This is a genomic window from Ferrovum sp. PN-J185, from assembly GCF_001581925.1.
In the GTDB taxonomy this organism is placed as follows: domain Bacteria; phylum Pseudomonadota; class Gammaproteobacteria; order Burkholderiales; family Ferrovaceae; genus PN-J185.
The window spans coordinates 123393-150087 of sequence record NZ_LQZA01000001.1 but is presented as its reverse complement, the minus strand read 5'-3'; the positions used below and the strand labels follow the sequence as shown (position 1 = coordinate 150087).

25 protein-coding genes, 1 tRNA gene and 1 pseudogene are annotated in these 26695 nt (G+C 42.4%); 9 read left to right on the top strand and 18 right to left on the bottom strand.

Annotated features, from left to right (window positions below; translation table 11 throughout):
- Nucleotide 1 precedes the first annotated feature (1 nt).
- From FV185_RS00785 to FV185_RS00775, 3 genes are read left to right on the top strand one after another with little or no spacing between them, the layout of a single operon-like run.
- The gene (locus FV185_RS00785; RefSeq protein ID WP_067492635.1) at nucleotides 2-727 is read left to right on the top strand and encodes a queuosine precursor transporter; all 726 of its coding nucleotides are present in this window, start codon (nucleotides 2-4) and stop codon (nucleotides 725-727) included.
- 2 nt (nucleotides 728-729) lie between these two features.
- Complete coding sequence (gene mutM, locus FV185_RS00780) at nucleotides 730-1548, top strand: bifunctional DNA-formamidopyrimidine glycosylase/DNA-(apurinic or apyrimidinic site) lyase (RefSeq protein ID WP_067492633.1); 819 nt, start codon at nucleotides 730-732, stop codon at nucleotides 1546-1548.
- A 22-nt stretch (nucleotides 1549-1570) separates the two neighbouring features.
- Complete coding sequence (locus tag FV185_RS00775; RefSeq protein WP_067492631.1) at nucleotides 1571-1876, top strand: 4a-hydroxytetrahydrobiopterin dehydratase; 306 nt, start codon at nucleotides 1571-1573, stop codon at nucleotides 1874-1876.
- Between the two features lie 6 nt (nucleotides 1877-1882).
- On the opposite strand, the gene can is transcribed toward FV185_RS00775, so the two are convergent.
- The 6 genes and pseudogenes from can to FV185_RS00745 form a co-directional block, all read right to left on the bottom strand.
- The gene (can, locus tag FV185_RS00770; protein WP_067494138.1) at nucleotides 1883-2533 is read right to left on the bottom strand and encodes a carbonate dehydratase; all 651 of its coding nucleotides are present in this window, start codon (nucleotides 2531-2533) and stop codon (nucleotides 1883-1885) included.
- A gap of 61 nt (nucleotides 2534-2594) precedes the next feature.
- Nucleotides 2595-3497 (bottom strand): DNA-3-methyladenine glycosylase family protein, encoded by a 903-nt coding sequence (locus tag FV185_RS00765; RefSeq protein WP_156474140.1) that lies wholly within the window; start codon nucleotides 3495-3497, stop codon nucleotides 2595-2597.
- A 2-nt stretch (nucleotides 3498-3499) separates the two neighbouring features.
- A complete protein-coding gene (locus FV185_RS00760) occupies nucleotides 3500-3970 on the bottom strand; it encodes a nuclear transport factor 2 family protein (protein ID WP_067492629.1) in 471 nt (156 codons plus the stop codon).
- Between the two features lie 180 nt (nucleotides 3971-4150).
- A complete protein-coding gene (locus FV185_RS09500; RefSeq protein ID WP_156474139.1) occupies nucleotides 4151-4297 on the bottom strand; it encodes a hypothetical protein in 147 nt (48 codons plus the stop codon).
- A 274-nt stretch (nucleotides 4298-4571) separates the two neighbouring features.
- Nucleotides 4572-5695 (bottom strand): annotated as a pseudogene (locus FV185_RS09495) (IS3 family transposase).
- Nucleotides 5692-6927 carry a two-partner secretion domain-containing protein gene (locus FV185_RS00745; protein WP_067492626.1) on the bottom strand — a complete coding sequence of 412 codons (1236 nt, stop codon included), beginning with the start codon at nucleotides 6925-6927 and terminating at the stop codon, nucleotides 5692-5694. The pseudogene FV185_RS09495 and the gene FV185_RS00745 overlap by 4 nt, the downstream one beginning before the upstream one ends.
- A gap of 305 nt (nucleotides 6928-7232) precedes the next feature.
- Here FV185_RS00745 and FV185_RS00740 point away from each other — a divergent pair, with 305 nt between their 5' ends.
- Entirely contained in the window at nucleotides 7233-8423 is a 1191-nt protein-coding gene (locus FV185_RS00740) for an ISL3 family transposase (protein ID WP_067494132.1), read from the top strand.
- 140 nt (nucleotides 8424-8563) lie between these two features.
- Here FV185_RS00740 and FV185_RS00735 read toward each other — a convergent pair.
- Nucleotides 8564-8654: transfer RNA gene (locus FV185_RS00735), tRNA-Ser, on the bottom strand.
- Between the two features lie 190 nt (nucleotides 8655-8844).
- On the opposite strand from FV185_RS00735, the gene FV185_RS00730 reads away from it, so the two are divergent.
- On the top strand, nucleotides 8845-9534 hold the full coding sequence (locus FV185_RS00730; RefSeq protein WP_067492624.1) for a Bax inhibitor-1/YccA family protein: 690 nt from the start codon (nucleotides 8845-8847) through the stop codon (nucleotides 9532-9534).
- On the opposite strand, the gene rlmD is transcribed toward FV185_RS00730, so the two are convergent.
- Nucleotides 9531-10859 carry a 23S rRNA (uracil(1939)-C(5))-methyltransferase RlmD gene (gene rlmD, locus FV185_RS00725; protein ID WP_067492622.1) on the bottom strand — a complete coding sequence of 443 codons (1329 nt, stop codon included), beginning with the start codon at nucleotides 10857-10859 and terminating at the stop codon, nucleotides 9531-9533. The two genes, FV185_RS00730 and rlmD, sit on opposite strands and share 4 nt — an antisense overlap.
- Nucleotides 10860-10862: 3 nt before the next feature.
- Nucleotides 10863-11396 carry an NUDIX hydrolase gene (locus tag FV185_RS00720; RefSeq protein WP_067492621.1) on the bottom strand — a complete coding sequence of 178 codons (534 nt, stop codon included), beginning with the start codon at nucleotides 11394-11396 and terminating at the stop codon, nucleotides 10863-10865.
- A gap of 54 nt (nucleotides 11397-11450) precedes the next feature.
- Here FV185_RS00720 and FV185_RS00715 point away from each other — a divergent pair, with 54 nt between their 5' ends.
- The 4 genes from FV185_RS00715 to htpG all read left to right on the top strand — a co-directional run bounded on the left by FV185_RS00715 (nucleotide 11451) and on the right by htpG (nucleotide 16001).
- Nucleotides 11451-12401, top strand: a complete 951-nt coding sequence (locus FV185_RS00715; protein WP_067492616.1) for a YncE family protein — start codon at nucleotides 11451-11453, stop codon at nucleotides 12399-12401.
- A complete protein-coding gene (locus tag FV185_RS00710; protein WP_067492614.1) occupies nucleotides 12398-13126 on the top strand; it encodes a polysaccharide deacetylase family protein in 729 nt (242 codons plus the stop codon). The genes FV185_RS00715 and FV185_RS00710 overlap by 4 nt, the downstream gene beginning before the upstream one ends.
- Nucleotides 13126-14073 carry a sterol desaturase family protein gene (locus FV185_RS00705; RefSeq protein ID WP_067492613.1) on the top strand — a complete coding sequence of 316 codons (948 nt, stop codon included), beginning with the start codon at nucleotides 13126-13128 and terminating at the stop codon, nucleotides 14071-14073. Before FV185_RS00710 ends, FV185_RS00705 begins: the two co-directional genes overlap by 1 nt.
- An 80-nt stretch (nucleotides 14074-14153) precedes the next feature.
- Nucleotides 14154-16001, top strand: a complete 1848-nt coding sequence (htpG, locus tag FV185_RS00700) for a molecular chaperone HtpG (protein ID WP_067492612.1) — start codon at nucleotides 14154-14156, stop codon at nucleotides 15999-16001.
- Nucleotides 16002-16371: 370 nt separating this feature from the next.
- Here the strand turns inward: htpG and FV185_RS00695 are convergent, their stop codons facing one another.
- From FV185_RS00695 to nuoG, 9 genes are read right to left on the bottom strand one after another with little or no spacing between them, the layout of a single operon-like run.
- On the bottom strand, nucleotides 16372-16938 hold the full coding sequence (locus FV185_RS00695) for an NUDIX domain-containing protein (RefSeq protein WP_067492611.1): 567 nt from the start codon (nucleotides 16936-16938) through the stop codon (nucleotides 16372-16374).
- A 5-nt stretch (nucleotides 16939-16943) separates the two neighbouring features.
- The gene (gene nuoN / locus FV185_RS00690) at nucleotides 16944-18392 is read right to left on the bottom strand and encodes an NADH-quinone oxidoreductase subunit NuoN (protein WP_067492610.1); all 1449 of its coding nucleotides are present in this window, start codon (nucleotides 18390-18392) and stop codon (nucleotides 16944-16946) included.
- A 10-nt stretch (nucleotides 18393-18402) separates the two neighbouring features.
- Complete coding sequence (locus tag FV185_RS00685) at nucleotides 18403-19881, bottom strand: NADH-quinone oxidoreductase subunit M (RefSeq protein ID WP_067492609.1); 1479 nt, start codon at nucleotides 19879-19881, stop codon at nucleotides 18403-18405.
- 15 nt (nucleotides 19882-19896) lie between these two features.
- Nucleotides 19897-21846, bottom strand: a complete 1950-nt coding sequence (gene nuoL, locus FV185_RS00680; protein WP_067492608.1) for an NADH-quinone oxidoreductase subunit L — start codon at nucleotides 21844-21846, stop codon at nucleotides 19897-19899.
- A 9-nt stretch (nucleotides 21847-21855) separates the two neighbouring features.
- Nucleotides 21856-22164 carry an NADH-quinone oxidoreductase subunit NuoK gene (gene nuoK / locus FV185_RS00675; protein WP_067492606.1) on the bottom strand — a complete coding sequence of 103 codons (309 nt, stop codon included), beginning with the start codon at nucleotides 22162-22164 and terminating at the stop codon, nucleotides 21856-21858.
- Nucleotides 22161-22757 carry an NADH-quinone oxidoreductase subunit J gene (locus FV185_RS00670; protein WP_067492604.1) on the bottom strand — a complete coding sequence of 199 codons (597 nt, stop codon included), beginning with the start codon at nucleotides 22755-22757 and terminating at the stop codon, nucleotides 22161-22163. The genes nuoK and FV185_RS00670 overlap by 4 nt, the downstream gene beginning before the upstream one ends.
- 15 nt (nucleotides 22758-22772) lie before the next feature.
- Nucleotides 22773-23261, bottom strand: coding sequence for an NADH-quinone oxidoreductase subunit NuoI (gene nuoI / locus FV185_RS00665; RefSeq protein ID WP_067492602.1), 489 nt, complete (start codon nucleotides 23259-23261; stop codon nucleotides 22773-22775).
- 9 nt (nucleotides 23262-23270) lie between these two features.
- On the bottom strand, nucleotides 23271-24314 hold the full coding sequence (nuoH, locus tag FV185_RS00660) for an NADH-quinone oxidoreductase subunit NuoH (RefSeq protein WP_067492600.1): 1044 nt from the start codon (nucleotides 24312-24314) through the stop codon (nucleotides 23271-23273).
- Nucleotides 24314-26695 (bottom strand): NADH-quinone oxidoreductase subunit NuoG, encoded by a 2382-nt coding sequence (gene nuoG / locus FV185_RS00655; RefSeq protein ID WP_082786964.1) that lies wholly within the window; start codon nucleotides 26693-26695, stop codon nucleotides 24314-24316. The genes nuoH and nuoG overlap by 1 nt, the downstream gene beginning before the upstream one ends.

The window sequence follows — 26695 nt, the reverse complement described above, 5'->3', positions numbered from 1 at the left end:
CATGAATAAAAACATACCCACCCACCACACAAAACACTACCGCTTCTATGATCTCATCATGGCGGCGTTTGTCTGTATTTTACTATGCTCTAATTTAATTGGTGCTGCCAAACAAACCTATATTACTTTACCTGTGATAGGAACTCTAACTGTGGGAGCGGGAGTATTATTCTTTCCTATCTCCTATTTTTTTGGTGATATTCTCACCGAAGTGTACGGCTATGCACGTGATCGACGGGTGGTATGGGCAGGGTTTGTAGCCCTACTGTTTGCCTCAATAATGGCCTTTATTGTTGTCCATTTACCCGCCGCTCACAATGAATTTATGGCTACCTTTCAAGGGCAATTAGAAGGCGTTTTTGATAATGCATGGCGAATTGCAGTGGCCTCTGTAATTGCCTATTGGTGTGGTAGCTTCTCCAACAGTATTGTTCTTGCCAAAATGAAGGTGGCGACTAACGGTAAATGGTTGTGGATGAGAACAATCGGTTCCACTGCCGTAGGAGAATTAATTGACTCCCTCCTCTTCTATGGCATGGCTTTTTACGGCATTTGGGCGACCCATGATCTAGTACAAATTGCCTTACTAGAATATGGACTCAAAACCCTATGGGAAATTCTTGCTACTCCGTTAACTTATTGGTTAGTTAATAAACTCAAAAAAGCAGAGCATGAAGACTTTTATGACCGTGATACTGAATTCACCCCTTTTTCTTTGGATGTATGACCATGCCAGAATTACCTGAAGTTGAGGTAACGCGCTTATCTTTGCTACCGTATCTCATTAATTATAAAGTTGACAAGGCGACAATCCTTACTCCCAAACTGCGTTATCCTATCGATTCACAATTAAGTAAAAAAATCTGTGGCGCTACTATTACAGCGATTAATCGGCGCTCCAAATACTTAATTATTAGTACCACCCAAGGTAGTCTGATGGTTCATCTGGGCATGACGGGAACACTAACTATCAAACCACGTAATGCCCCTTTGACTAAACATGATCACGCCTCCTTTAGTATTGGGGACTATAGTCTAATTTATAATGATCCCCGTCGTTTTGGTGCTCTGATTTGGGCTGACCCTCATGATGAGTCTTGTTTTCTGCCTTTTTTTAAAAAACTAGGTATTGAACCCTTTGATCCATTATTTAATGGTCACTATTTATGGCAACACGCTCATACCAGAGTACAGGCAATTAAACCGTTACTATTAGGTGGTGAGATTGTTGTTGGGGTGGGCAATATTTATGCAAGTGAAGCCTTATTTAAGGCAGGAATACTACCTCAACGCAGTGCTAAGCGTATTTCCAAACAACGCTACCAAACCCTAGCAGAAAGCATTCTAAACACCCTTCATCATGCTATAGAGTTAGGAGGAAGTACGTTAAAAGACTTTCAGCATGGCACAGAAAAAAATGGTTATTTCCAAATTCATCATCAAGTATATGATCGTGAACATCAACCCTGCTATCGCTGCCAGATACCGATCAAACGTATCCGGCAAGGACAACGCTCAACTTTCTTTTGTCCACACTGCCAACGATAGATTTAAATAAGGCTCGCTAACTATGACTCAATTACTACCTTTGACTGATCAAGATATCGCTCAAGCATTATCACAGACACTCAACAATTGGAGTTATGTGTCTCAGCGCCTAATACGTAAATGGCACACGAAAAACTGGTTAGAGTCGATGGCCGTAGTCAATCAAATTAGTATTATTGCTGAAAAAGAACAGCATCACCCCAATCTCACTATTAAATATAGTGAAGTCATCGTTGAACTCTACACACATGATATTAATGCAATCACGAGGCTTGATGTGATACTTGCCGATGCTATTGAAAAAGATATTCAGGGAATAATTAATTAGTCACTATTAACAATAAATAGAAGCGATGGTTTTAGGATAGATATCGTTTAACTCGTCATTACTGGCAACACTAAAACCCAAGTCCCGAATTAATCCGTCTTTTATACCATATACCCAGGCATGAACATTGAGCTCTTGGCCACTACTCCAAGCATCCTGCACCATGGTTGTTTGACACACATTAAGCGCTTGTTCAATGGCGTTAAACTCACATAACTTATCATAGCGGTCATGTTCGCAGCTGACAGAGTCAATTAGTTGACGATGTTTATCATGTACATCACGCACATGACGTAGCCAATTATCAGCAATACCAATACGATTACCATGCAAAGCAGCATGTACCCCAGAACAACCATAATGCCCTACCACAATAATATGTTTTACTTTTAAGACATCAACTGCAAACTGGATTACTGATAAAGAATTTAAATCTGTATGCACAACCACATTAGCAACATTACGATGAACAAAGACTTCCCCTGGTTCAAGTCCAGTGATTTGATTTGCGGGCACCCTAGAGTCAGAGCAACCAATCCATAAATATTCAGGGGCTTGCTGAGTTGCGAGATGGCTAAAAAAGTGAGGATTGTGTGACAACACCTCGTCTACCCACGCGCGATTATTTTGAAATAATTGTATTAATGATTTACTCATGAGGTGAATTTTAACACGTCCCATCATTATGATGGACTTAACACCTCTTAAAGATAACTAACTAGGCACCAGTATATTGCCATAGATAAGCTGCGACCAAGGCACGCCATGGTGTGAACTGTGATAACCAAGCCTCTGCCTGTTTGTCAGTAATATCATCTGGATGTTGCCAGAGTATTTGCAAAGCGCGACGCAAAGCAATATCTCCATGTAGTGAGCCATCAAGATAACCATATCCACGTAATAACCCGTAATTAACAGTCCAATGTCCAATCCCTTTAATAGCGAGTAATCGCTGACTCAGATCATACATGTGATGTTCGTTATTACCGTCCAATTCATCTAAGTCTTGATCTAATGCAAAGTCACATAAACGGTGTAAAGTTTCTGCTTTAGCCTTGGGGAAACCAATAGCCAATAAATCTTCTAAAGTAACTTGCGATAATCTCTTTGCATCAGGATAGCAATACAAACCTGATTCAGTTGTCACTGAGCAAACCTTAATCATACGATGTCGAAGTTGCACTGCAGCTTTAACACTAATTTGTTGTGATACCACAGCCCAACTTAATGCCTCAAACACAGTGGGCGTGAGTGCAAATCTTAAATGTGTTCCAGTATCAAACAAAGGCTGTAATTCTTCATGTTGTCCCCACTGATCACGAAATAAGTCGATGGGCTGAGTCAAACCACACATACGTTGAATACAGCGTGAAAAAAAGCCATTCCAATCATATTGCGGTGGATCATTACAATAAATAACCGCATGAACTAAATCATCAGAAAAATTAAGTTGAATTTCCACAGGAGAGTGTTGCCAAAGTATGGCTTTACGTAATGTGGAACCGGTCACCTCTTCAGATAAAGCGCTCCTATCTCTCTCGTGATAGGGGAGAATATCACTTATCCTGTAATGTTCAGGCAAGGGGAGAGTGAACTCTCCCCTAATAGATGACTGATTCAATATTAAAGACCTAAATCAGACAATCCAGGATGGTCATCCGGGCGACGACCTAACGGCCAATGAAATAAACGATCCGACTCTTTAATAGGCAAATCATTGATACTGGCAAAGCGGCGCTGCATTAAACCAAATTCGTTAAATTCCCAGTTTTCATTACCGTAGCTTCGGTACCATTGGCCAGAATCATCACGCCATTCATAGGCAAAACGTACAGCAATTCGATTGTCGGTATAAGCCCATAATTCTTTAATCAGACGGTAATCAATTTCACGAGCCCATTTACGGCTTAAAAAACCATGGACTTCCACTCTTCCTTTGGGAAACTCAGCACGGTTACGCCATAAAGTGTTTTCTGTATACACTTGAACCACACGATCAGGATCACGGCTGTTCCAAGCATCCTCAGCCATTCTTACCTTTTGTTTAGCAGTTTCCTCAGTAAAAGGAGGAACAGGGGGTTTTATGTCAGACATATTAGTTACTCACAAAGAGAATTAAAGACAAGTATCACAAATATAAAATCACGAGAAAATACTTATATATTAAATTGTATTAAACAAAGATGTCTAGATAAAAGACAAGAAAGGCAAATGGTAAAAAGAAATGATTTAGCAAAAAAACGCCAAACCAGTCAAACTGAAATTAAGTAAAGGTTATTGGTTAAATTTAATGTAAATCGTTTTGAGAGAATCTTCATTAATCGAAAATTCTTTTACAGCATTAACAATACTTTCACCAACAATCTCATCACGATGATTATCAACGTATGAGGCAGCAGACTTACCATCAGGAATAATCATAATACCTCTCTTGTGCAAAGATAACTGATAAGTGTCTTTTACACCATTATGAAGATAGGTAAAGTTAATATGTTTAACTTCAGTACCTGCGTCATGATAAACCTTATTAACATTTTGAATAACTTGTAACTTAACATCTTCATTACCAATATTAATATTGTAACCATGATCAACAAAGGGTTTGATACGTGGTTTAAGAATAATAAGCTGAGCCTTAGGAACAACCCTGACCTACCCCCATTTATAGTCTCAGTGTCGATCTAGTAAAATTCTGTTAAACATCCTTCTTTTCCTGTAATACTGACCCTGTTTGCTTTGACCTAAATGCTGCCGCAAACTCTGCTGGCGTTTGATAGTTCAGAGCACTATGTGGTCTATGCTCGTTGTAATCTTTTCGCCAAGCATTAATAAGTACTCTCGCTTCTTTTAAACTCATGAACCAATGCTCATTCAAGCATTCATCCCTGAATTTACCGTTAAAACTTTCTATATAGGCATTTTGGGTAGGTTTCCCAGGTTGTATTAAACGTAACTCTACCCCATGCCTATAAGCCCATTGATCTAGTGCTTTACCTGTGAATTCCGGCCCTTGATCCGTTCGAATGGCTTTAGGAGCACCTCTAAAGTAAATAGCTTGATCCAGTATACGGGTCACCTGTTGTCCCGATATACCGTGTTCAAGAGCAATATCAATGGACTCTTTAGTAAAATCATCCATAATGGTCAATGCTTTAACCCTTCTTCCGCTGGCTAGGGCATCTGATACAAAATCCATGGACCATACCTCATTAGGGCTAATGGTTAAGAACAAGCTCTGCTTTTGTACCATCACGCCATGTCTCTTACGTCTACGTTTAACAGCCAACCCTGCTTACTGATAAAGACGGAATACCTTTTTATGGTTGGCTTCTACTCCTTCACGTCTTAATAAGGCATGAATACGTCTATAACCAAATCGACGTCTCTCTTGGGCAAGATCAACAATACGTTGCTGTAGTTCCTGATTCTTTGTCCCACTTACAGGCTGGTAATGAAGAACAGTTCTTGATATACCCACAAGATAACAGGCACGTCGCTCAGAAATAGCCGTAGTCTGGCACATAAGCTTTACAGCCTCGCGTTTGTCTTGTGGGCTTAGTACTTTCGTCCAAGAGCCACTTTTAAAGCTTCAGCGTCCAGTATAGCCTCAGCCAACAGTTTCTTTAATTTACTGTTCTCAGACTCTAAATCCCGCAGCTTTTTAGCATCCGGTATTGTCATTCCTCCAAACTTGGCACGCCAAGTATAAAAAGAACAATCGCTAAAACCATGTCGACGGCATAGCTCTTTTACAGGAATGCCAGCTTCTGCTTCCTTCAAAAACCCAATAATCTGTTCCTCTGTAAATCGCTTCTTCAAGTCCATTCTCCTTGGCTGGAAGTCACTGATACTTGGTTAGCGTTAATTTGGCTACCGCTATTCAAGAGTACTTGAGCAGCTTGAATGGAGACATTCAATAAGGTGCCGTTGATGATACCGTTATTAATAAAACTACCATCAGCGATTAAGTTTAAGGTGGAGAGTGATCCTGAGGTTTTTTGAATAGTGACACCACTATCAATAATTAAATTACCTGCTCCTGTGGTGCATACTCCAACACTGGAGCAACCAGTTGAGTTCACTGCTAAGGTCACACTACCGGTGTTTAATGCTTGGGAGATGACTGCAGCGCTGCTAGCATCAATGGTTAAGTTATAGGGATCTAATACCCAAGTACCGTTGGTGCCCTGATTACTTTGTGCTGAAACATTAATATTGGCAGTCTGCCCTAAGATCATAGTACCGTGAGAGCTGGTTTCAACCACTCCACCGTTACCGCCCTTCACTCCCCCTTGGCTGTTAATGGTGCCATTAACAGTAGTGGTATGTTGTGACATGACATAAACAGAACCACCATTGCCTTGGGTGGTGGATGAGGTGTCGATGGTGGAGCCAGTATTTAAGGTTACCGTGTTACCGGTAATACTGACTTGTCCGCCATTGCTACTGCCCTGAGCTAAGGTAGTGGATTGATTATTTAAGTTAACATTATCGCCATCAATAACGATACGTCCACCCACTTGATTAAGGGCCAAGTTACTGACTGAGACTTTACCGCCCTGGTTAATTACTCCTCCCACCAATTGGTTAGCAGCACGGGCGGAGAGGATAATGAGTCCTCCAGGAGCAATCACAGCATTCTTGTTCTCAACCAATGCGCTAATGCTACTTGAGGTAGCGGTAATAGAAGCTAAATGATTACCTGAATTAAAGTTAAGGGTAATCACATCTCCTGAGGCAAGAACAGCAGTCCCCATTTGAGCGATGATAATGCCACTGTTTCTAACTGAAGGAGCAAGGAGTGCCACATAACGTCCTAAACCTGCAGTGATGTTACCTTCATTAACCACAGAGCCTGAGGCATTACCACGAGTGTAGGTGGCTTTACCATTCATGTAGTCACTGTTACTTATATTATTAGTAGTAGCAACCAAAGCACCTACATTCACACTAGAGGAAGGACTGAAGTAAACCCCTTCAGGGTTCACTAATACCACTTCGCCGTTGGATTTGATTTGACCAAAGATTTGACTAACATTATTAATTTTCAATAACTTTAGATGCTTAAAACGTAGCTTTTACAGCAACAATCCATAATTAATAATTGAGTCACATCATCGGCTTTAAAACAATCGTTTCCATACCGAGATAACTTAACTCTCTTATTAAAAACCAAATAACAAAAGTTTTATTAACTCAAATTACATAGTTATGCAACGAATTGTATTGATCTATAAGTACTAATGGGTCAACAGAGGTTTTGGGCTCTACATTAGGCTCTACATCATTAACGGGGGACAGCGGTATTCATTAAAATTGTTTTTGCGAAGAAACTTTTTTAATGGAGGTAATACCGATGTCCCAGATAGATTCTATCCTAGGTATTGATGGTCTTGAAGTTCTTAGAGTAGATAGAGGATCCGCTATTCATGTTTGGGCTAAGCCTAAGCGCAGAATGGACTGTATCCACTGCCAATATAGACCTATTCGAATCAAAGCCACCCATGAGCGTACACTCAAGCATACCCGCCAAGGGAATCAGTTAATGGTACTGCATTTAAGCGTACCCAAATACCATTGCTTGAACTGTAATCATTACTTTAGACACCCCTTTAAGGGGATACGTCCACGCCATAGGGCAACCGAATGCTTCCGTCTCGAGATCTTTGAAGCTCACGATGGAGGTATCAGCCAACATAAACTGTCTCTCACCCATCATATTAGTAGCGCCACCGTAGAGCGCTGGTATCACCATCACCTTAATAAGCGCATATCAGAACTCTCAGGACGATCCTGCCCAATCGTTCTTGGTATTGATGAGCACTTTTTTAGTCGTAAACAAGGCTATGCCACAACCCTAGTAGACTTGAGAAACCATAAGGTATTTGATGTGGTTCTGGGGCGCTCTGAGCCTAGTCTACGGCGCTATTTAAACCGTTTACCAGGACGAGATCGTGTGCAGTTCGTCGTCATGGATCTATCAGAGACTTATCGACAGATTGTTCATCACTATTTCCCTAACGCTAAGATCATTTCTGATCGATTCCATGTTATTAGATTGGTGAATCACCACTTCCTCAAACTATGGCAACAAACCGATCCGGTGGGCAGAAAGAACCGAGGATTACTCAGTCTAATGCGTCGACATCGTTGGCGATTGAGTGAAGAACAGAAGCATAACTTAGGCATTTACTTGGATCAGTACCCAATATTACGATCTCTATACTTTGCCAAGCAGCGATTAAACTCATTACTACTGAGTAGACACCTGCGTAGATACCAGGCTAAAAAGAAGATCAAGAGGCTGACAAGATTAATCCAGCAGCTCTCTCACAGTCCAGCCAAGTCTTTAGCTCAAACCCTGCAATCTTGGCTAGAGCCGATTGTTAGAATGTGGCGCTTCTCTAAATCAAATGGTATTACAGAGGGATTCCATACTAAAATGGAAATGATGTCACGACGAGCGTTTGGATTCAGAAACTTTGAAAACTACAGACTAAGAGTACTAACGCACTGCGGTTGGAATGGAATATTTAATAGAGTTTAATGAATACTCATCCCCCGTTAATTGGGTACAGCCTACATTATTAACGGACTTGAATGAATACCCATCCCCTGTTAATTGGGTACAGCCGGTACATCCCAGCCTGGAAAGTTAAATAAATGTAAATTTTTTCTTTAAATTAATGGCGGAAGCGGTGAGATTCGAACTCACGGTGGGGTATCAGCCCACGCTTGTTTTCAAGACAAGTGCCTTAAACCGCTCGGCCACGCTTCCTTACTTATGAAGATTTTCTAAGTTAAGCTCAACTTAAGGCAACGATTTTACACTAATTTTATTAAATTGAGTTCAACTATTGAAATTTAAGGGAATCATCCCCACTTGAAACTTGAGAGCATCTGACGTAGTCTTATACTATAACAATATAAATTTCGCTGGTTTAACTATTACTGCAAGGAGTTTTATTATGGCAGGTCCCTACAACACTTATACCCAATCAGGGCAATTAGACTCGGTAACCCATCGTGTGTTAAGAAACACTTACTGGTTACTTGGTTTATCCATGATCCCCACGGCCATTGGTGCGTTAGTTGGCATTAATATGAGTTTCGCCTTTATGATGGCCTCCCCAATACTCTCTAGCCTACTATTCTTAGGTGTCGTGTATGGATTGTTTTTTGCTATTGAAGCTAATAAATACAGCTCAACAGGTGTGTATTTACTCTTACTTCTAACCTTCGTCTTAGGGGTTATGTTAGGACCATTACTTCAGTTTGTCCTTCATTTCCGTAACGGTGGGCAACTCATCACGATGGCTGCAGGTGGAACAGCAGTGGTATTTTTTAGCCTTGCTGGATTAGCAGGAACCACACGTCGCAACTTCAGCGGCTTAGCCAACTTCCTTATTATTGGCTCTATCGTGTTAATGGTAGCTGTGATTGCCAATATTTTCTTGCAACTACCCATGATGCAATTGGTATTATGTGCTGCTTTTATTCTTTTCTCATCACTCATGATTTTATTTAATGTTAGTCAAATCGTGCATGGTGGAGAAACCAACTACATTACTGCTACTTTAAGCTTGTATATCAACATTTATAATATTTTCACGAGCTTACTGCAGTTACTCGGTATCTTTGGTGGCGAACGCGATTAAGCTAATTCAAAAATAGCCACTGATTCAACATGGGCGGTATGGGGGAACATATTTACTACCCCAGCCGCCCTTAATTTATAGCCTTGGTGATGTACCATGATTTGCGCATCACGCGCCAGGGTTGACGGATTACACGATACATACACCACACGTTGCGGACGAGAGCGTCCCAATGACTTCACTACCTCCACCGCCCCATCACGCGGAGGATCAATCAGTAACTTATCCATCCTACCTAGTTCAGAGAAACTGTCTTCAGTGACTGTAAATAAATTCATCGCCTTAAACTCTACTGAGTCTCTTAAGCCATTGAACTCAGCGTTTTGATAGGCTCTTTCAATTAAAGCAGGGTTACCCTCAACACCAAGAACACTGGCCCCTGCTCTTGCAATGGGTAAAGTAAAGTTGCCCAGCCCACAAAATAAATCCACAATTCTCTCGCCTGCTCGAGGGTCAAGAAAGCTCAACGCTCTTGATACCAAAGAGCGATTTACTTGAGGATTGACTTGAGTAAATTCGGTGGGAGCAAAGGGCATGGTCACTGCAAAATCAGGTAAGCTGTAAGTTAATCTTGGAAACTCAAGTGGGTAAAATGGTGTAGCACTATCAGGCCCCTTGGTTTGAAACCAGATCACCATTTGATGAGTATCAGCAAACGCTTTAATGAGCTCTTCGTCATGAGCGCTTGGTGTTTCTAAAATTCTGAATACTAAAATAGAAACCTGTTCACCCACCGCCAGTTCCACCTGCGGCAATCTATCACGAATCGATAATTGCTGAATTAACTCGCGTAGAGGATCAATTAAAAAGCCAATATGCTTAGGCAGAATATGACACTCATGCATATCTGCCACAAAGCTTGAGGACTTTTCATGAAAGCCCACTAATACTCCACCTTTTTTTTCCACATAACGCACTGATAATCGCGCTCTATATCGATAGCCCCACTCCGGCCCATAAATAGCAGGCAGTATGGTGTCACTTTTTACTTTACCAATACGCTCAAGATTATCTTCTAAAATACGCTGTTTAAAAGCCACCTGAGCATCCGCATGAGCATGCTGCATATTGCAGCCGCCACATACCCCAAAATGAGGACAGCGCGGCTTTGTACGCGTGGGACTAGGAGACAAAACACTATCAATTTGCGCTAAATCAAAAGCAGGTTTTTCTTTGGTAATAATAGCTTTAACCCGTTCATTAGGCAAAGCCCCATCAATAAACACCACTTTGCCATCAAGACGGGCAATACCCATGGCTTCATGATCCACCGACTCCACTTGTAGGGTTTTAATGCGGCGCTGTAAAGAGAGTTTGTCTGACATGAATTAATGGGGTCCTAGATCAATAATAAGAGGCGACACACTTGCCTGGCGGCGCGTGTCAAAAAAATGCTTCAGTGTTACTTCAACGGTTCTAAAAGCCAAATCTTGCCAAGGGATTTCATGCTCATGAAATAGTCTGACTTCGCTACTTTCTGAAGTAACAAAAAAACGATCACTTACCATCGGGGCGTTAAATATGCAGTGTACTTGATTAATGTTAGCAATACTAATGACACTAATTAATTCACCCACTTCTACTTGTGCCCCACACTCTTCCTCAGTCTCGCGTTTGGCACCTTGGCGTAAACTTTCGCCATTTTCCATAAAACCTGCAGGCATAGTCCAAAATCCTAAGCGTGGTTCAATGGCTCTACGACAGAGTAGAACCTGATCATGCCAGTGGGTGACACATCCCACCACAACCTTAGGGTTTTGATAATGAATATCACCACAGGATTGGCAGACGTGACGCTCTCTCTGATCACCCTCAGGAATTGTAATAGTGACTTCAGCGCCACAGGAAGAACAAAATTTCATAGTATGGATTACTCGTAAACAGTGCTAGAATGAAGTAAGTTATCATTTTAAACTATGCGCAGACTTTTTTTTATTGTTCTCTTGTCTTTTTGTGTCTCTCAGTCCTTTGCCGAAGTGACGGTTGTTCTCAATTCTGGCGATGGCTCAATTAGTCTTGTGGATCGCCATACCTATCAACCCATAAAACATTTTTATGTAGGCAAAGAGCCGCATCATTTAATGAGCACTCCCGATAACAGTGCCTTAATTGTGGCCGATGCGGTCAGTAATGATTTGGTATTTCTCAACCCCACAACAGGCGAAATTGAAAAGCGTATTTCCCGCATTAGTGACCCTTATCAAATAGGCTTTAGCCCTGATAAAAAATGGTTCGTTTCAAATTCATTACGTCTTGATCGCGTAGATATTTATCGTGCTGATGATTTCTCTCTAATTGCTCGCATTCCCTTGTCTTCCATGCCAAGCCATCTGGCTTTTAACCAACAAAGCACCATGGTATTTATTACCCTTCAAGGCAGCAATCAACTTGCTGCCATTGATTTAGCCACACAAAAAGTAGCCTGGATTATACCTGTAGGCAATACTCCCGCAGGGATCATCATGACCCCTGACAACCAACATTTATTAGTGGGAGTCATGGGGGATAATGGGGTGGCTGTGGTGGATTGGCGTAAAGCGCAAATTGTTAAACATATCCCAACGGGTGTGGGAGCGCACAATTTCATGCCCTTGGGAGATCATCGACATGTGTTAATTTCTAATCGAGGGGGGGATACTATCTCCTTAATAGATACAAACACACTAACTGTGGATCACACCTTCCCCATCCCAGGTGGACCAGATGACATGGAAATTTCGCAGGATATGAAAGAATTATGGGTGACCTGCCGCTGGGTTAAAGAAGTACGGGTGGTAGATTTGACCAATTATCATATTACCCATGTGATTCCAGTGGGACGCTCACCTCACGGTTTGTTTTTTATGAGTCATGCGCCACGACAATGAGAAGGCTTCTTGCTATATTGTGTTTACTTAGCACAATCAACGCTATGGCTGAAGAGACTTGCACCAATCCAGTCTATTTAACGCTCGATAGCGGCAACATGGTGAGCGCTGAAAAAATCGCTGGTATCCTTCAGCGCCATCATGTGTTAGCCACTTTTTTTGTTACCAATAAACCCACTTACAGGGGAGACCATACCCTTGATGACAGTTGGCGTGATTATTGGTTAGCGCGCGTTAAAGAAGGACATCAATTTGCTAGTCATACATGGCGTCACTGGTATTTCAGACGCGATCTCAATGATGGAACCGTGCTTTATGTCAGTCCCACGGGCAGCCAAGAGCATTTAACAGAACCAGCGCTCTGTCAGGAGCTGTCTCGTATTAATGAGCGTTTTTATACTCTCACCCACCACTCCATGAGTCATCTATGGCGCGCACCAGGTGGGCATGTTACTGAACGCACCAATCAATTTGCACAACGCTGTGGTTACTCACAAGCGGTAGGTTGGTCTGCAGCTGGGTTTTTAGGTGATGAACTGTCCTCAGAGCGCTATCCCAATCGTGTATTATTAAAGCGTGCATTAACCCATATTCATGCTGGCGACATACTGATGATGCATTTAGGTATTCAATCGCGTCATGATCCATTTGTGAATGTATTAGAACCCCTGATTGTTGGCTTACAACAAAAGGGCTTATGTTTTAAACCACTGCCTACACCATAATGACTGACTTGTTAACCCCACTTCAAGCTTTTCTCTTTGAGCATTGGGTTGAGCCCTTGTTTCAATATATGGGACTACAAGCTTATGTGGAGAGTGCTTACGATGCCATTTATTTATTACTGTTAGGGGTCATTGAAATACTCATATTAGTCGTTGTATTTCGTCCTTTAGAAGCATTGAAACCTGTAGAAAATTGGCCGGATCGTCGTTCTGTAGCCATTGATATTCTCTATACCCTACTTCATCGCTTGGGCTTTATTCCTTTAGCGCTCTTTTTTATACTCTGGCCCATTACCTATAGCCTTGATCGAAACTTAAGGCTTCATGGCTTTATCCCTTTATCGCTTGAAGAATGGTTTCCTATTCTCTATAGCAATATGTGGTTAAGCTTTGTGGTCTATTTACTGATTATTGACTTTATGGGTTATTGGATTCACCGCTTACAACATCGCCTAGAGTGGTGGTGGGCATTACATGGACTCCATCATAGCCAACGTCAAATGAGCTATTGGACGGATGATCGTAATCATCTACTCGATGATATATTAACCGCGGCTATTTTCTCACTCTTGGCTCTATTAATTGGCGTGGCGCCTAATCAGCTCGTTATTCCTCTGATGCTCACTCGCATCCTGCAAAGCTTTGCGCACAGCAATGTGGCCATTGATTTTGGTTATATTGGCGAGAGACTATTAGTAAGCCCCCGTTTTCATCGCATTCATCATAGCATTGGTATTGGTAGTGAAAGCGGCAATCAAAGCTGTAACTTTGCCGTACTCTTTCCTATCTGGGATATCCTTTTTGGTACAGCACGTTTTAATGAACCGCTTCATGGCACAGGCATTGAAGATCAGCTAACCGGTCGCTCCTATGGTGAGGGGTTTTGGGCGCAGCAATGGTTGGGGCTGCAACGCCTGGCACGCACCATGAAAGGACTAAAAGCCTGATTCATCCCTCTTGAAATTATCAACTCACACCCCATTTATAGTAAAAATTATTATTTTTTAGTATTTAAAGGGTACGCACTATGAGTGATAAACAATCAATGCAGTTTCAAGCCGAAGTAAAACAATTACTTCATCTCATGATCCATTCTCTTTATAGCAATAAAGAGATTTTTTTACGTGAATTGATTTCCAATGCCTCCGATGCCTGCGATAAGCTGCGTTTTGAAGCCATTAAAACTCCTGAACTCTGGGAAGGGGATACGGAACTTAAAGTCCGTATCGAGATTGATAAAGAGGCTCGTACCTTAACCTTAATTGATAACGGTATTGGTATGAGTCGCGATGAAGTCATTAATAATATTGGTACCATTGCCCACTCTGGCACCAAGTCATTTCTCAATCAATTAACTGGCGATGAAGCCAAAGACGCGCAATTAATCGGTCAATTTGGGGTGGGTTTTTACTCTGCTTTTATCGTTGCTGAGCGAGTCACTTTGACCACGCGCCGTGCTGGATTAAATCACAATGAAGCCATTCTTTGGGAGTCACATGGTGATGGCAACTTTACTTTAGAGACTATCGATAAGGCAGAACGGGGCACCACCATCGTCCTGCACTTGAAAGAAGGGGAAGACAGCTTCCTTGAACCATGGCAAATTAAGAGTTTAGTGCGTCGTTATTCTGACCATATTCAGCTTCCTATTGTCATGAAAGGTGAGACAGAAGAGGAAACATTAAATCAAGCCAACGCCTTGTGGGCTAGAGCTCGCCAAGAGATCACAGACGAGCAATATAAAGAGTTTTACAAACATGTCTCCCATGACTTTGAAGAGCCTCTAGCTTGGACCCATGCTAAGGTTGAAGGCAAACAAGAATATACCCAGTTACTTTATATTCCCTCTCACCCGCCCTTTGATTTATACGATCGTGAACAGCGTCACGGTATTAAATTATATGTACGCCGTGTATTCATCATGGAAGAGGCTGAGAAACTGCTCCCTCATTATCTGCGTTTTGTACGCGGGGTCATTGATTCAGCGGATTTACCACTTAACGTCTCGCGCGAGATTCTACAAGAATCTAAAGATATTGATGCCATTCGTTTAGGTTCCACCAAAAAAATCTTATCGCTCTTGGAGGATATTGCCAAAGACAATGAAGAGCGCTATCAACAGTTTTGGAACTCCTTTGGTCAAGTTTTCAAAGAAGGCGCTGCTGAAGAGCATGCGAATCGTGATAAGTGGGCTAAGTTATTGCGCTTCTCCAGCACCCACCTTGATGATGCCAAACAAACTGTCTCGTTAGATAGCTACATTTCACGCATGAAGCCTGAACAAAAGGCCATTTACTACGTCACGGCTGACAGCTGGACTGCGGCTAAAAATAGCCCTCATTTAGAAATCTTTAAACGCCATGGCATTGAAGTACTGTTATTAAGTGACCGTGTGGATGAGTGGGTAGTCAGTCACTTACATGAGTTTGAAGGAAAAACATTACAGTCAGTGGCTAAGGGTGATTTAGATTTAAGCGAATTAGGAGTGGATACCCCTAAAATTGAAACCGCTGACAATGAAAAACTCAAACCACTGATTGAGTCCATAAAAAATGCCTTGGGTGAAAAAGTCAAAGAAGTGCGAATCAGTCATCGTTTAACTGAATCACCGGCATGCCTGGTGATGGAAGAGGGGGCGATTTCAGGACATTTGGAGCGTTTATTAAAAGCGGCAGGGCAAGAGGTGCCTCAATCCAAACCGATTCTCGAGATCAACCCTGAGCACCGTCTCATTACTCGCTTACAGCTTGAGAATAACGAAATGAAAGTAAAAGAATGGAGTTTACTGTTATTTGAACAATCTCTCATTGCTGAAGGGGGTGTGTTGGAGGACCCTGCTGGGTTTGTTAAACGTCTCAATGAGCTGATGCTCTAAGTGTCACTACTACTGATTTGTTTGAGGGATAACGTTATGCACGCATCCCCTCAAACACATCTTTTAATACCAAAAAAACCTATTTATCAAAAATATTGAATGCAAAACACGATCAGGCAACGATCCGGAAGTCCGTTCCCTTAGCAATTGGACGGACGTGCCTGTTCTCTCGTTTCATCTCAACCAAGCCGTAGTTGGACATTGTCTTTAATGTTCACGAAAGATTGCCTGGTTTGTGCTCAGTGATATCAGCTAAAGAGGAAAAAGTATGGCTGTATCACATTTAAGTTGGCGTTTGCTTAAACCTGTATCAGTTTTAAAGTGGTGTTAATCAATACCCTTACAGGATAGTAATTAAGCGTTTAAAAAACTAAATTAAATGCTGGCCAAACGCCTTTAACCATAATAACCCAGCAACGGTTTTTGCGTCATTGATACGCCCTTCTGCCACCCATTTAAACGCTTCTTCTAGAGGAAGTGCTAAGGTTTCTAGAAACTCCTCTTCATCGCGATCATGAGCTTCAAAGGTGAGACCACGGGCCAAGAAAAATTCTATTTTTTCGGTGGAGTAAGCAATACACAAATGCAATGTGGTGAGGTGTTGCCAATGCGCTGCTCGATAACCTGTCTCTTCCAATAACTCGCGTTGAGCTGCCACGAGAGTGGGTTCATGAGGTTCTAATTTACCTGCTGGAATCTCAATGTAATGACGTTGGTTGGGATAACGATATTGGTATTCAAGTAACACACTACCATCATCTAAGAGTGGAATAATAGCAGCAGCACCGCTATGCACAATGTACTCACGAACGGCCTCCCCACCATTGGGCAAAGAGACGGTGTCGCGTCTCACGTCCAACAAACGACCTTTGAAGAGTTGTTCAGTGGTTAATTGCGACTCGGTAAAATCAGGAAAGCCATCAAGAATATCTTTCATATGGCTTATCTAAAAGAGTGTGCAATGGAATTAAAACAAAGATCAATCAAGGACTGCGGAACAATCCCTAAAATAAAAATAACCAGCCCGTTCAATCCAATCAAGATTAAGTGATCAGGTTCGGTTACTAATTTCTCCTCACCCACAGGGTCATCCATATACATGAGCTTAATAATACGCAGGTAATAGAATGCACCAATTAACGAGAAAATCACCGCATACACCACAAGCCAAGTATATCCAGCATCAAGCACTGCACTTAATACGGATAATTTAGCAAAAAAGCCCACTGATGGCGGAATTCCTGCCATGGATACCATAACCAATAACATCATAAAAGCAATCCAAGGACTACGATTATTTAATCCCTTAAAATCATCCAAGCGATCACCCTCAAAACCATGGCGTGAAAGCAATAGCACAATACCAAAGGCGGCCACAGAAATGATCACGTAAGAGGCCACATAAAACATTGAGGCGGCATAACCTGCGTTATTCGCTGAGAGTATGCCAAGAATTAAGTACCCCATATGGGAAATAGTTGAGTATGCCAACATTCTTTTGATATTGGTCTGTGCTATCGCCACAATATTACCAAGACCAATGGATAACACTGCCATGATCACAAGCATGGGTTGCCAATCATTAACAAGCGCGCCTAAGGCACCCACTAACAAGCGAATAATAAAAGCAAAAGCCGCAATTTTAGGGACTGAGGCCACAAACAAAGTCACTGAAGTAGGAGAGCCTTCGTACACATCGGGAAGCCACATATGAAAGGGCACTGCCCCTAATTTAAACCCTAAACCAGCAACCACAAATACCAAACCAAACACCAATATGGCAGGATCAATGGTATTTGCAGCAATGGCGTTGGCTACTTCTGGAATGAGTAATGAACCCGTAGCACCATAGAGCATTGATAAGCCATAGAGTAACAAGCCTGACGCCAGTGCCGAGAGTACAAAGTATTTCATGGCGGCTTCAGTGGCTTTTTTAGAGTCACGTTGAAGAGCAATCAATGCGCATTGTGCTAGCGCTAACATCTCAAGACCTAAATAAAGTACCAAGAAATGATTAGCCGAAATCATTACCATAATGCCTAACAAGGCAAATAACATTAGTACAAAAAACTCACCTTTAAAGAGACCTCGATCCTGTGAGTAGAGGCGAGAGTAGGCAAAGACAAAACCCATGGTAATCACAGAAAATATATTTAGAGTGCGTGCCATGGCATCACTAATAAATAAGCCGTTAAAGGCTGTCATGATCTGGCCGTTTTCTCCCATCAATACACTAAAGCCTGTAGCAATTAATGCGAGTTGAGCAAGCACATAGGTATAAAAGCGGTTCTCGTCATTGATCCATAAATCGAGCAGCAACAAAAGACTGAGCGAGATCAAGAGTACTATCTCGGGAAGCGCTGGGGCGATACTTGAAAAGGCAAAGTTCATTGATGCTCCATTAATACTTAATTGCTGATGATTGCTGAATCAATTGATTCACTGATGTATGAATAGTACTGGTAATCAGTTGCGGATATAAACCCATAGCAAAAATTAATACCACAATGATGGCCAAGAAAAATTTCTCGCGACCAGTCACATCCTCTAACTGCGCCACCTCGCTATTCACCACTTCTCCAAAAATAACGCGCTTATACATCCACAGAATGTAGGCCGCACCAAAAACCAGGTTGGCGGCAGCAAGAACCGCATACCAAAAGTTAACCTTAATTGCACCCAAGATAACGGTGAACTCACCCACAAAACCACTGGTGCCAGGTAAGCCTGCACTGGCCATAGCAAAGAGCATTAAAAAGGCAGCAAAAACGGGCATCTTATTGGCCACACCACCATAAGCGCCAATATCTCTTGTGTGCATACGATCATATAAAACGCCAATACAGAGGAACATGGCAATGGATACAAACGCATGAGAAATCATTTGTAAGATACTGCCCTCAATACCCAAGGTATTAAACATAAAAATACCCAAGGTCACAAAACCCATGTGCGACACTGAGGAGTAGGCAATCAGTTTTTTCATGTCCTTTTGGATCAATGCCACCAACGCCACATATAACACAGCAATTAATGACAAGGTAATCATTAAACCTGACAAGGTATGAGAGGCATCAGGAGTGATCGGTAGGCTAAAGCGCAAAAAGCCATAAGCCCCAGTTTTTAGGGTAATTGCCGCCAAAATCACTGAGCCACCAGTAGGTGCCTCAACGTGAGCATCGGGTAACCAGGTATGGAAAGGCCACATGGCGGCTTTCACAGCGAAGGAGGCAAAAAAGGCCAAGAAAATTAAAATTTGTACAGGCAGAGCGAGTGACAGCGCTTGGAATTTGAGAATATCAAAACTGCGTCCGGCTTCAAAATAAAGATAAATAAAAGCAGCCAACATGAGTAATGAACCCATGAGTGTATATAAAAAGAACTTAATCGATGCATAAACACGTTGCGGACCACCCCACATACCGATAATCAAGAACATAGGAATTAAGGTGGCTTCAAAGAAAACATAAAACAACACAGCATCCAATGACTCAAAAATACCATTAATGAGTCCAGAGGAAATCAAAAAGGCTGCCATATATTGTGCTAAGTGTGTGCGAATAACCACCCACCCTGCAATCACCACGAGAATCGTAACAAAACTATTGAGTAATACAAACCACAAAGAAATACCATCAATGCCCAAATAATAATTGATGTTGTAGGCTTTAATCCAAGGCACCATTTCCACAAATTGCATTCCTGTGGCCGTGGATGAGAACTGAGCATACAGAGGAAGAGTAACAAGAAAACTTAATACAGCCCCCAATAACGACAAGCTTAAGGTCAGGCGACGCACCTCGTGCTCAGTAAGCGCCACAAGACAGCCCATGATAATGGGTAACCAGATACTAAATGACAAATAGGCATGAAAATTCATATCAACAGTTCACCCTTACCCTCTTATAAACCATAAACTCATGAGCACAAATACACCAAAAATCATGATAAACGCATAGTGATAAATGTAACCTGACTGCAAATGACGCAAACGATCAGCAAAGCGGCTAATGGTGCGAGCCGTTCCCATTACCATGGTGCCATCAATGAGTGTCACATCACCATAGCGCCATAATTTTTTCCCCAAAGAAATGGTGCCACGTGACAGTACGCGATCGTTAAACCAATCAAAATAATAATTGTTACTAAGTAGCGTGTAGATTAGCCCAGATTGCGCTTTAATTTTTTCTGGAATGCGTGGCATAAATAGATAAAACACTGCAGCCAACACAATACCCGCTACTGCTAACCATAGAGGTAGCGCCATCAAACCGTTCACCATAAACCCGTTGGGATTGGTAAATTCTTCACGAATGTGATGGAGCACAGAATGCTGTGGATCAATGACTATTGAGGTACCAAAATAATCTCCCATAATCATGGGACCAATTAACATATAGCCCGCCAAGAGCGAGGGTATTGCCAACAAAATCAATGGCAGAGTAATGACTAGAGGCGATTCATGTAAATGCTCTTTGGTGTGATGATCCATACGCTCTTTGCCATGAAAGGTCATAAAAAACATACGGAAAGTATAAAATGCTGTCACAAATACGCCAGCAGTCACAGCAAATTGTGCATAGCCTGCCCCATATAAATGCGAACCACTCACCGCATCAATAATCAGATCCTTTGAGAAAAACCCAGCGAAGGGCGGAATACCACATAAAGCCAAGGAACCTATTAACGCCGTAATATAAGTAATGGGCAAGTACTTTCTCAAACCACCCATATGACGCATATCCTGTTCATGATGCATGGCATGAATCACTGAGCCTGCAGCTAAAAACAGCAACGCTTTAAAGAAAGCATGGGTCCCTAAGTGGAAAATCGCCACCGGGTAAGCTGAGGCCCCCAAGGCCACGGTCATATACCCCAACTGCGATAAGGTTGAATAAGCCACTACGCGCTTAATGTCGTATTGAATAACCCCTAAGAAAGCCATAAAGAGTGCCGTTGAGGCGCCAATGACTAAAATCACAGAACGTGCCGTATCCGACACTTCAAAAAGTGGCGACATTCTAGATACCATAAAGATACCCGCTGTGACCATGGTGGCCGCATGAATTAAAGCAGAAATAGGGGTAGGACCTTCCATTGAATCAGGTAACCAGACATGTAAGGGCATTTGTGCTGATTTACCCATGGCACCGATAAACAGAAGAATACAAATAACACTCATCAAAGACCAGCTGTGGCCACTTATCAGAGTAATCTGCTGATGCATTAACTGCGGGACCATTGAAAACACCGTGGCGTAATCTAGGCTATGGAAATTAGCTAAGATCAAACCGATACCAAGCAGAAAACCAAAGTCACCCACGCGATTAACGAGAAAGGCTTTTAAATTAGCAAATACTGCGCTTGAGCGTTGAAACCAAAAACCAATTAATAAGTAAGAGACCAATCCCACTGCTTCCCAACCAAAGAACAGTTGCAGAAAGTTGTTCGACATCACAAGCATCAACATGGCGAAGGTGAACAGTGAAATATAGCTAAAAAAACGCTGGTACCCTGGGTCATCATGCATATAGCCCACTGTATAAATATGGACCATTAAAGAGACAAATGTGACCACCAGCATCATGGTGACCGTCAAGGGATCAATTAAAAATCCCACATGAAAAGACAGATCCCCTGCTGTCATCCAGGTATATAAGTTGCCGTTAAAAAGATGTCCAGCAAACACATCTTGAGCAATAGCCAGAGAGGCAATAAAAGAAATTAATACGCCAACAATGGTCACCGTGTGACTGATTGTTTTACCCAATGTTTTGCCCAACAGTCCCGCAAGTAGTGCCCCCACAAGAGGCGCCATTGGAACGATGAGATAAAGCGATGTCATGCTCACAGCTTATTCCTTGAGTTGGTTAATATCATCAACGTTAATAGTGCGCATATTTCTAAAGAGCACCACTAAAATAGCCAGTCCAATAGCAGATTCCGCTGCTGCTACCGTTAAAATAAAAAATACAAATATCTGGCCTGCCGTGTCATTTAAATAATGAGAAAACGCAATAAAATTAAGATTAACCGCAAGCAGCATCAATTCAATACACATCAATAGAATAATGACATTTTTACGGTTTAAAAAAATACCGACGATACTAATCGCAAAGAGTACCGCAGCTAACATTAAATAATCAGTTAAGTTTAAAGTCACAGGTCTTTCTCCGCCGGCATCTTAATAATTTTGACACGCTGCGATGCCTTCACACTCACCTGGAATGCAGGATCCACATAACGCGAATCTTTACGACGACGATGGGTAAGCGCAATGGCCGCCACGATCGCTAACAACAATATGGCCGCAGCCAATTCGAAGGGGTAAACATATTGGTTATAAAGCAGCATCCCCAACTCTTGGGTGTTACTCATACCCGAACTATTGCTGACACTCGACATATTGGCAAACTGTTTGCTACTCACCACGAGCACCATTTCCACCACCATCAGTAACGCAACCCCAGCTCCTAGTGGTAAGTGTTTCCAAAACCCTTCGCGCAGACGATCAAGATCAATGTTGAGCATCATCACCACAAAGAGGAACAGCACCATCACCGCCCCCACATAGACCAACACCAGAGTAATGGCTAAGAATTCAGCTTCCAACATCATCCATAATGCTGAACCGGTAAAAAAAGACAATACTAAAAATAAGGCAGCATGCACTGGGTTTCTTGCAGTAATCACACCTAATGCACTAATTACCAAAATCACAGCAAATACTGTAAACAACATGACAGCAGAGGTCATCACTTTTCTATTCCTTTAACGATAGGGAGCGTCTTGCGCGCGATCTTGGGCGATTTGTGCCTCGTAACGATCACCAATAGCCAAGAGTTTTTCTTTAGTCATTAATAAATCACCACGCTCTTCACCGTGGTATTCAAAAATTCGTGTTTCAACGATGGAATCAACGGGACAAGATTCCTCACAAAAACCACAGAAAATACACTTGGTTAAATCAATATCATAACGCGTAGTGCGGCGCGATCCGTCTGCACGTACCTCAGACTCAATGGTAATAGCCATCGCAGGACAGACGGCTTCACATAATTTACAGGCAATACAACGTTCTTCCCCATTAGGATAGCGACGTAGTGCATGAAGCCCACGAAAGCGAGGGGATTGCGGTGTTTTTTCCTCTGGATACTGAACAGTGATTTTACGAGCAAAAAAATGCTTACCCGTCACGCCCATACCCTTAATGAGCTCACCTAACATTAAACTTTTAACAAACTCTGTAATGGCACCCATTGTCAACTCCTATCCATGGAACCAAATGTTAAGTATAGGCAGCGACCGAAATGGCGCTTGCATGAGCACCCCAACGACAACGAGCCATACTAACGTTAATGGAATAAACACTTTCCAACCCAGTCGCATAATCTGATCATAACGATAACGAGGGAAAGTAGCTCTAAACCACAAGAATAAAAACAGCACAAAAGCCATCTTAGCGAATAACCACAAAATACTATTAGGAATAAATGAAACAGGAGACAACCATCCCCCCATAAACATGATGGAGGTGAGCGCAGCAATTAAAATCATGTTGGCATATTCTGCCAAGAAGAAAATAGCAAAGGCCATTCCAGAATATTCCACATGAAAACCTGCCACAATTTCACTCTCACCCTCAGCCACGTCAAAAGGAGCACGGTTAGTCTCTGCGGTGCCTGAGATGATATAAATAATAAACATGGGTAGTAATGGTACCCAGTTCCATTGCAGTATCCCGTAAGGTCCCTGTTGAGCACGCACAATGTCAGTTAAGTTAAGACTGTGTGACATCATCAATACGGTCACTAAAGCAAAACCCATGGCAATTTCATAGGATACAATTTGCGCTGCGGAGCGTAGCGCTCCTAAAAAAGCATATTTTGAATTAGATGCCCATCCTGCAATCACCACGCCATATACCCCTACCGAGGTGATAGCCATAACATAAAGTAAACCAGCATTAACATTAGCTAACACCAGGTCAGGGCCAAAAGGGACTACAGCCCAAGCAGCCAACGCTGGCATGATGGCTAATACAGGGGCAAAGACAAATAAGAATTTATTGGCTCCCGTTGGCACAACAATTTCTTTCATCAACAATTTGATGGCATCAGCAATAGGTTGCAATAATCCTTTTGGCCCCACACGATTAGGACCAATACGAATTTGCATATAACCAATTACTTTACGCTCAGCTAAGGTTAGATAGGCCACAGCACCTAATAAAGGCAGGACAATCACAACAATCTTTAACAGTGTCCACACCAAAGGCCAGAGAGGACCGAAGAAATCAATAACAGCTTGCATTAGCTTACGGCCTCCACGGTAATCGTTAACTGATTCACATCTAACTCTTTAGTCTCGTCAATACCACTGGGTAGCCATAACACATGATCAGCCAATTGATTATTAATTCGTACACTCAATTGGGCTTGTCCTGATCCTTGGCTAATACGAACCTGTTGTCCTTCAGTTACTTTGAGCTTATTAGCAGTGTTAGTAGACAGTGCTACATAACGACATTGTCCTAAGGTGCTGTCTTGTAGTGGAGCTGAGCGACGTGTTAAGGCATCAATTTGATACGGTGGTACCTCACTTAAGCGCTCTAACACATTCAACGAAGCACGCATTTTAAGTGCTGGCAAATAGTGTCTGTGATTGTTCAATTTCTGTTTAATCACATCAGCCCAATTTAATTCACCCTCTTTATACACCTCTTCCAAGGTGTCATATTGATAACCCGGTAAATCAAATAAATTGGCTAACACACGTAACACTTTCCACAAGGGGCGACTTTCCCCTTTGGTGTGGATAGCCGCTTTCACTGTTTGTACCTGCCCTGCCATATTGACAAAGGTTCCTGGCGTCTCAGTGAAGGGCGCAATCGGTAAAATAACATCAGCCCACTCAGGCAAATTACCTTTGAACGCATGCATGGCAACAACAAAATCAGCAGCCTGTAACGCCTTTAATGCACGATGTGATTCAAGCGCATCTACCTCTGGCTCAAGACCTAACACCATCAGTGCATGGCGTGGCTGCTCCATCATCTGTTGTGCATTTAAACCCTGATAAGCATGTGCTCCAAGACTACCTTGATAAGGCACCACTCCCACAGCATGAGCTGCAACGGCATTCGCCCCTTGTGGCAAATAACTGAGTGTACTACCTGTAATGCGACACAACTCTTGGGCAAGACTCCATAGCGTGGCATAATCTGCGTGCTGTTCTGCAAGCTGACCTAACACCACTGCTTTTTTACCCTCACCAATCAAACTGTGAGCGATAGACTGAGCTTCTTCGCTGACCACCCCACCCATCATGGCTTGGCAATTGGCGTTTACTGTCTGCCCTGTGAGGCTTGCTGCAGCTTGTAATACCTGAGCCAATAAAGATGGCATGACACTTGGCGTACCCACCAACTGCTGACCAGTTGGCATAGCTAAATCATCAGTGAAAGAGTTTATTAAATGAACCACCCCACCGGCTTTGACGGCGTGACGTAAACGTACGGCAAGCAAAGGAAACTCGGAACGGATTCTTGAACCTATTAATAAAGTGGTATTGAGTTGTGACCACTGTTCAATTGGCATGCCAAGCCATGGCACGCTGACATCAGCATGGTCCATAGAAAAGTCGCGCTGACGGAAACGGTGATCAATATTAGAAGAACCCAAATCACGCATTAATTTTTGCGCCAACCACAATTCTTCTAAAGATAACTGCGGGCTCGCCCACAGCCCCAATGAGTTAGCTCCATGTGCACTTTTAATTTTATCAAAGGCATCAACCACCACTTGCAGCGCTTCAGCCCATTCTGCTTCGCGCCACTCACCTTCCTCTTTAATCATGGGTTTTAATAAGCGATCACTGCTGTTCACCGCTTCAAAACCAAAGCGATCACGATCGGATAACCAACACTCATTAATCGCATCATTTTTACCAGGTAATACACGCACCACTTCTTTTTTAAGCTTTACTTGAACAACTAATTGACTACCCATGGCATCATGAGGACTGACGCTGGGGGAGCGTTGCAACTCCCAGGTACGGGCGCGATAACGAAATGGTTTAGAGGTCAATGCACCAACGGGACACAAATCAATGACATTACCAGAAATTTCAGAATTCACGGTACGGTCAACAAACGCTAACACCTCAGAGCGCTCACCTCTACCCCCCACACCGAGCTCCATAATACCGGCTATTTCCTGACCAAAACGTACACAGCGGGTACATAAGATACAACGGGTCATATCCGTTTGAATGAGCGGTCCTAGATTTTTATTACTCACCACACGTTTTTCTTCTTTAAAACGTGAAGCACTAGGGCCATAGCCCACACTAATATCTTGTAATTTACATTCCCCACCCTGATCACAAATGGGGCAATCTAGAGGATGGTTAATTAATAAAAACTCCATCACTGCTTTTTGCGCATTAATGGCAAATTCAGAATGGGTAAATACTTTCATTCCTTCAGTGGCAGGGGTTGCGCAAGCGGGAAGGGGTTTAGGCGCTTTCTCAACTTGCACAAGACACATGCGGCAATTGGCCGCAATAGAGAGTTTTCTGTGATAACAAAAGTGTGGAATTTTTATACCAAGCTTTCTGGCCGCATCCATTACGGTTCGCCCACTCTCCACTTGGGTTGTTTGTCCATCTATCTCAACAGTAACCAAAGCCAT